This is a genomic window from Pseudomonadota bacterium (assembly GCA_026388255.1).
Classification (GTDB): Bacteria; Desulfobacterota; Syntrophorhabdia; order Syntrophorhabdales; family Syntrophorhabdaceae; genus JAPLKB01.
Genome location: JAPLKC010000064.1, coordinates 7,152 through 12,613 on the forward strand (window position 1 = coordinate 7,152; position 5,462 = coordinate 12,613).

The window sequence follows — 5,462 nt, forward strand, 5'->3', positions numbered from 1 at the left end:
ATTATTATTGAAAGAAGGGAATATAGAACGCCCATATTTATACTTATTAGATTATATCCTACGAAAAACATGTGTCAATCATTTTTCCAACTGTTTTTTCGGCTGACCCCGGGATCATAAATAAAATATGTTTCTGCCGGAGATAAGATATGAGATTGTCTTTGATATTTCATTCTGTTAGAATAGAATCTTGTTTTGACAGAAAATGCTTAACAGGAGGGCAAAAATGGGCAGACACGCATCCAATGATAAGTGTATGTTTTGCAATGGCATTTTTGCTGAAGACATAATGACAAGGCAAAGCAAAGAACTTAAATACCATGAAATCATGAAATAAAAGGAGGAGTAGTTATGGAAGACGACAGGATTTCTTACCACGAGTCAGTCCGCAAAGTTTACGATAGGATCAAAAGCGACAATATGACGAATATCTGGGACAGGTATGAAGCCCAGGGCATGGGCGGCAATCCTGACCAGAGATGTCCCTTCTGTCAGGGAGGGGTTCGGTGCGACCTCTGCTCAAACGGTCCCTGCAGGGCGGATGTAGCCAAAGACAAGAGGGGCGTCTGCGGCATCACCGGCGACGGCATGGCAATGCGCATGATGTTGCTCAGGAATGTCATGGGTGCATCTACTTATCACTACCATACCGAGCAGACTATTAAAACACTTAAGGCAACAGTAAACGGCAAGGGGCCTTTTAAGATTAAAAGCCCGGAAAAACTGGAAAAATTTGCAGAAAGGTTCGGCATACCTACAATAATATCTGAAGAGGAAACAGCGCTCATGCTGTGCAATTATGTGGAAGCTGATTTTAACAGAAAATATGATGAACCGAGTTATATTGTGGAAACCCTTGCCCCGAGGGAACGGACAAACCTGTGGAAGAAGCTTGGCATTATGCCGGGCGGGATTTACGGCGAGATGATGTTTGCTACAAGCTCGTGCCTGACCAACGTAGACGGCTACTATGTGAGCCTTGCATTAAAAGCAATGCGTCTTTCCATAGCAACGGCATACCAGAGTCAGATCGTAAACGAATACTGCCAGGACATCCTCTTTGGAATACCGGCACCGCACAACATGCGCGTTGACCTGGGAGTCCTTGATCCTGATTATGTGAATGTACTGCCGAACGGACATGAGCCTTTCCTCGGTTTTGCCATGGTACAGCTTGCAAGACAACCTGAGTGGCAGGAAAAGGCCAGGGCTGTAGGCGCAAAGGGCATGCGTATAATAGCAAATATCGAAGCAGGCCAGGAAATGATCCAGAGATGGGAAATGGATGATGTGTTCTACGGCTTTACCGGCAACTGGATCACGCAGGAGGCGGTCCTTGCAAGCGGTTGTATTGACCTCTTTGCCTGCGACATGAACTGCTCCATGCCTGTTGACCCCTTCTATGCCGAAAAATATAAATTCAGGCTCATTCCGGTAAGTCAGCTTGTTGCCTTTGAAGGGATTACGGATAGGATCAGCTATAGCCCCGAAGAAGCAGAAGGGCAGGCCGCCCAGCTCTTGCAGATGGCCATTGATAATTTTAAAGAACGCAGGGCCACCGTTAAACCGGTCATGCAACTGCCAATGAGGGAAGCAGTAGTAGGCTTTTCAACGGAAAGCATCCTTGAGGTCCTTGGAGGCACCCCGGAACCGCTGTTAAAGGCAATAGCCGGCGGGGCCATTCGCGGTATTGCAGGTCTTGTTTCATGTACATCCCTTCGAGATAGCGGACAGGACGTACACAGTATCCGGATTGCAAAAGAACTCATTAAACGCGATGTGCTGGTCCTTTCTATGGGCTGCGGCAACGGCGCCATGCAGGTTGCAGGTCTATGCAGCCTGGAGGCAAAGGAACTTGCAGGCAACGGCCTTAAGGCTGTATGCGAATTATTGAAAATCCCTCCTGTATTGAGCTACGGTACATGCACAGATACAGGGCGTATCGCCGATATGCTGTCAGCAATATCGGTTGCCCTGGGGAACGTACCCATACCGGATCTTCCCGTTGCAGCCGTTGCGCCTGAGTACATGGAACAGAAGGCAACGATTGATGCAGTCTTCGCCGTTGCTTTCGGACTCTATACATATGTCAACCCTGTTCCTACCGTGACAGGGGGACCGAACCTCGTGAAGCTCCTCACTGAAGATTGTAAGCAGGTAACCGGCGGCATTATGAGCGTTGAAAAAGACCCGGTCAAGGCAGTGGATGGTATATTGGCACATATTGAAGCAAACAGAAAGAAGCTGGGGATTTAAGATCAATTTATAACAGCACAGGGGCATGAATATCTCTACAAAGACCTTTGCATAACGCCGGTATTCTAAGTCTATCCGGATACTGAGTGTATGGATGAAGGAGTGAAGAAGCGGCATTATACCGAGTTGCATTCAAAAGCACGACCCACTATCGTGGGTGCCCCGGGCGTCGACAAGGAGCCGACCCTCCCTGCGGGAGGACAGGCGCAGGCATACGTAGCAGTATGTCGAGGAGTGCGACGAGGAGACAACGAAGGTATGCGAATGAAGGCAACTCGGTATTAATCGTTAGATTCTATTTTGTCTCTTTAGCTGCCTTGACGATGATGTTCCAGCCGAGACAGTTCCAGGGAAAGACAGACCCCAGCAATGTATCTATCCGGGTGAAAGATTCTATGCGATGAAACTGCTTGCCGGAGGATGGCGATGAAGGGAATTTATGGGGAATGATGTACGTCGAGCGCCAGGCAAAAGGCTTTAACCCTGCCTTTAAAAGTTTCTTTTTAAGGCTCCTGGGGGTATAGAAACGGAGATGTGTTGTATCCCATCCATACCAGTCCTTTTGGCGACGCATAACGCGATGATACATTCCTTCGATCAAATAATTAAGGGAAAAGGCATTCTGGGTACTTACTGTCAAGACCCCTTCGGGCGCAAGGCTTTGCGCGGCTGCATCGAGAAGGCCCTGATCGTCTTCAACGTGTTCGATGACATCTTTTAACAGAATGACATCGAAAGAGGCGCCAGGTTGAAAAGCAGGCCATCTTTCGCTCACAACAAACTCACATTTATCCTGGACTCCCTCTTTTTCCGTGAGATAACGCGCTGTTGATAAAACTGTTTCTTCAGCGTCCACCCCAACGATACGGGCAGCGCCCAACCTGGCGGCATAGACAAGAAATATACCCGCACCGCAGCCATAATCAAGAAATCTTTTCCCCTTCAGATCCCCCAGCAAGGCCCTGATAAACATATTTTTTATTCTGCTGTAGGCCTTGCTTTGCTGATCCATATACGCCTGCAGGGCCTTCTCGATATGTTCAGAACGTATCCAGTGGTCTTCGGAATATCTTTTTCTCTTCATACGTGGATGTGATAACCTGCAGGAAGTCCACTTGTTATTCCAATCTGCCTGCAGCAAAAATACAGGCCTTTGCGATGCTTATTCATCAAACTGCCTGTAGACCTGTTCCCATGCCTTCCGTTCCCGTTCAGGGGAAAAATATGTCATACGCTCTCTTGCGGCAATACCCATTGCCAGACCGCCATCAGACAGCGCGATGATCCGCTCAAGGGCATCGGCAATGGCAATGGCGCTGCCCCAGGGCACAATGAGACCGGATATCCCGTCTTCCATGAGGTTTTCTACTGCCCCCACACGGGTGGCAACACAGGGAAGTCCACAGGCCATTGCCTCCATGAGGATATTGGGACACCCTTCCGACACAGAAGGGAGGACAAAGGCATCAAGGCTCAAAAGCCGGTCAGTCACCTTTTCATGGGAAACAGCAGGGTGAAATGTGAGAATGTCCTTAATGCCGGTTCTTTTGATCATGTCTTCGCAGGTCTTCTGTTCCGAATCCCTGATAGCTCCCGTCAGTTCCAATGTCACATTGTGCCGCTTTCTTAATTCTGCCATTGCCTTAAAAAGGTAGGGCAGCCCCTTTGCGTACTTGAATATGCCTGCAGAGCCTATGTGAAAGGCATTATCTTTAACACTGTGAGGCGTCCATGACGCAGCGGGTATGGAAACGGAGTTGTAGATGATCTGCGCCTTCCCTTTAATCGGTGAGAGGGCGTCTGCCGTGTCAAAGAGATCACGGCTTAACGCCACTACCCTGCCGGCATTCTCCAGACCGCTTCTGCACATTGCGGTCTTTTCCGGGCTGAATATATACTTTTTTACGTCATTTCCAACAATGGTGACAATGGAAGGCCTGCCTGCCTTCCGCGCAAAAAGCCCAGCGATATAGCCGACTGGGTAGAGAAAAAAGCTGTGAAAAAGGTCAAAGGATTCGTCATCATGGAGAAGTTCGAGGGACTGATACATCATCTTGAAGGTCCGCATATAAGGAGAATCCCACATCGTATAAGGCCTGCCGGAGAAGTCTTCTTTGCCGATATTCAGCCGGTGAACCATGATTCCGTCAATGAGTTCATCCTTCCTGTTTTCATCGAGGAGAACCATCGGTTCATCTGTAACCGTAAAATGGGCAACGTGGACCTCTATCCCCATGTCCCGGATATGCCGGGAAACGTTTTCCACTGTCCGCGCAAGCCCACCCCACTGGTCAGGCGGATACTCAGGTGTTACAATGCATGTTTTCTTAATGTTGCCTTTTCTTCGAAGCATGTATGGATTTTATAGTATCAAAGACATCGTCACTTAGTCAACCATGTTATTGCTGGAGCTTCCTGACTTATGGAGGCCAACCAACCAGGCTCCAGTGTTCCCGACCGAAACGGTTCCGTCCGGGGTGTATTTAACATTTTCTTTGAATAATCACAGGCATATCGTTGGGTAAGTCAGAAAGACCCAGGAAACATACTGGTTGTTGCCCGCTCGCAGGGCGATTTCTTTACAAAGAAAGTGTTATGGGGTAATAATAATGAATGACAGGTAAAATGCGTTATGCCCCGATCTGATGTTCATCCAAAATTCCATTTCGAATCCTGGCAGGTGTGGCCGGGGTCATATGATAACCCTCCTGCCTCTGGAGAGGTCTATCCCTTTCCGGACGTTCCAGGATTAAAGATTGGCCGGAAAACGCCCATTGCCTCTATGGGTTCATGCTTTGCCAGGGAGATAAAGGATGTGCTCATTGACAGAGATTATTCATACATCAGGGAAGAGGCCGGTCATCCTGCCTCGAAACATGCCAGCGCCGCATGGGAACGAACGTACAACTCCTTTTCCATGCGACAGATATTCGAGTATACCTTCGACGACTGGAAGCCTCATATTCGCTGGTGGAAGGCGCCCGTGTCCGGCATCACACAGGACCCCTACCGAAGGATTATCATTTACAAATCGATGGCGGAGGCGGAAGCGGACTTCGAAAAACATTGCCTCGCATCGCGCGCGGCCCTTGAACGTGCAGAGGTACTCATTCTGACCTTCGGTCTCACCGAGATATGGGAAGACAGGATTGACGGGTCTGTGATCTGCCTTCCTTCCGGTCCCTATGTGAACGAGGGCGGCGATA

4 protein-coding genes are annotated in these 5,462 nt (G+C 48.8%); 2 read left to right on the forward strand and 2 right to left on the reverse strand.

All coding sequences use genetic code 11. From position 1 onward, the window contains the following. Positions 1-351 precede the first annotated feature (351 nt). Positions 352-2,256: an anaerobic carbon-monoxide dehydrogenase catalytic subunit gene (cooS, locus tag NT178_07855; protein ID MCX5812445.1), complete on the forward strand. Its 1,905-nt coding sequence runs from the start codon at positions 352-354 to the stop codon at positions 2,254-2,256. Positions 2,257-2,551: 295 nt separating this feature from the next. Here the strand turns inward: cooS and NT178_07860 are convergent, their stop codons facing one another. Both NT178_07860 and NT178_07865 read right to left on the reverse strand, forming a co-directional pair. Then, positions 2,552-3,340: a methyltransferase domain-containing protein gene (locus NT178_07860; protein ID MCX5812446.1), complete on the reverse strand. Its 789-nt coding sequence runs from the start codon at positions 3,338-3,340 to the stop codon at positions 2,552-2,554. 78 nt (positions 3,341-3,418) lie between these two features. Next, complete coding sequence (locus NT178_07865; GenBank protein ID MCX5812447.1) at positions 3,419-4,609, reverse strand: glycosyltransferase; 1,191 nt, start codon at positions 4,607-4,609, stop codon at positions 3,419-3,421. 279 nt (positions 4,610-4,888) lie between these two features. Here NT178_07865 and NT178_07870 point away from each other — a divergent pair. Continuing rightward, positions 4,889-5,462, forward strand: a 574-nt coding sequence (locus tag NT178_07870) for a GSCFA domain-containing protein (GenBank protein MCX5812448.1), incomplete at its 3' end; no start/stop codon positions are given.

What these genes read in the sequence shown, in the direction of transcription:
- NT178_07860 (MCX5812446.1), bottom strand. Translation starts at nt 3,340, where the DNA reads ATGAAGAGAAAAAGATATTCCGAAGACCACTGGATACGTTCTGAACAT.
- cooS (MCX5812445.1), top strand. Translation starts at nt 352, where the DNA reads ATGGAAGACGACAGGATTTCTTACCACGAGTCAGTCCGCAAAGTTTAC.
- NT178_07865 (MCX5812447.1), bottom strand. Translation starts at nt 4,609, where the DNA reads ATGCTTCGAAGAAAAGGCAACATTAAGAAAACATGCATTGTAACACCT.